The sequence below is a fragment of the Vibrio sp. Vb1755 genome (assembly GCF_033338635.1).
GTDB lineage: Bacteria > Pseudomonadota > Gammaproteobacteria > Enterobacterales > Vibrionaceae > Vibrio > Vibrio alginolyticus.
The window spans coordinates 1-1,471 of sequence record NZ_JAWOTA010000130.1 but is presented as its reverse complement, the minus strand read 5'-3'; the positions used below and the strand labels follow the sequence as shown (position 1 = coordinate 1,471).

Here is a 1,471-nt window from a genome sequence, read left to right as displayed (position 1 = left end):
AATCTACCTCTGCAGAGTAAGAGAGCACCAGAACGTCAGGCCACCACATTAAACAGCACCGATGCAATGGCGATGGTTGAGCACGGTAGTGAAGTCACTCTTAATGTGACCACGCCTGTTGGAACGAAGTTCATCACCACCAGTACGTTTGTCGGCTGCCACTCTAACAATACGGCATTGATCGAAGTTCCGAATATTTCCGATGAAGATTTGAAATTCTATTTTCAAGAAGGCTTTTGGATTAACGTAAAAGCGTATTCTCATCGTGGCGAAGGCGCAGTCATCCCTTTTAGGGCTCAGCTTCAACATCGCTTGGGCGACCCTTATCCCATTTTAGTGCTTAGCCTTCCCAATACAATGCAGGTATTCCAACTTCGTAAAGAAGTGCGTTATGAGGTGAATTTGAAAGCGCGAGTCCGCTTGGATGAATATCGAAGTGAGTGTGAGATCAGAGACCTGTCTCGCAGCGGCTGTCGTTTTGTGACATCGCCAATGAGCCGACCTTTACAAGTTGGCGACCGTATCACTCTAGACCTCACCATGCCGAGTGATGGTCGCATGTTAGCGCCACTGAATGGTCGTATTTGCAACCTTCAAAAATCGACTCACTATGCCCGCTACGGAATGGAGTTTGATGAGGTAGGCAAGACTAACGCCAAGAGTCTGCTGAGCCATCTCAAATTCGACGGCACCAAGCTGAAGTTAAAATAAATTCGAACGGCCTAGAGCCATGAAGTTGCTAGAGCACGTATTCGTTCTTGAAAAACGAGCATTAAAAAGGCACCCGAGGGTGCCTTTTTGCTGAGACCATATTTAAAAACGTAAATCAAAAGCTTACAGCTTAAAAAAGCTCAACTGTTCTTTTTGCTTTTCAGCCAGTAGTGATAGCTCGCTACTTGCGCTTGCGCTTTGGCTGATGCCCGCTACATTTTGGTTCACAAGTTCAGACATGTTAACCACGTTGCGGTTGATGTCTTGAGTGACTTGAGATTGCTCTTCCGCAGCTGTCGCTACTTGCGTGTTTGAATCGTTGATGTTCGCAACAGATTCCGTAATACCGATCAACGCATCGTTCGCTTGCTGAGTCAGCTCGTTGTTACGAGTTAACATTTCTAGGCTAACTTGCATGCTGTCGTTAGCAAGGCCAGATTGCGCTTGTAGCTCTTCAATGATTGTTGAGATTTCTTGCGTTGAATCTTGAGTACGTGCCGCTAGCATACGAACTTCATCCGCTACTACAGCAAAACCACGACCAGATTCACCAGCACGTGCAGCTTCAATCGCTGCGTTCAACGCCAACAAGTTCGTTTGTTCAGATACACCGCGAATCACTTCGATAACATCGTTGATCTGTACTGATTGCTCTTTTAGACGCAGTACAACTTGCGCGGCATCGTTCAATGCCTGAGACATTTGCGCACTTGCTTCTGCACTTTCTTGGAAGATAGCCAAACCAGATTGCGCTAGACCC

The 1,471-nt window shown here is 46.6% G+C and carries 2 protein-coding genes; one reads left to right on the top strand and one right to left on the bottom strand.

Going from position 1 to position 1,471, the window contains the following annotated elements:
- The coding region (locus R7E00_RS23235) for a flagellar brake protein (RefSeq protein WP_318124597.1) at nt 1-711 on the top strand (711 nt) is incomplete at its 5' end.
- Nucleotides 712-834: 123 nt separating this feature from the next.
- Here the strand turns inward: R7E00_RS23235 and R7E00_RS23230 are convergent.
- A partial coding sequence (locus tag R7E00_RS23230; protein WP_318124595.1) for a methyl-accepting chemotaxis protein occupies nt 835-1,471 on the bottom strand: 637 nt, incomplete at its 5' end.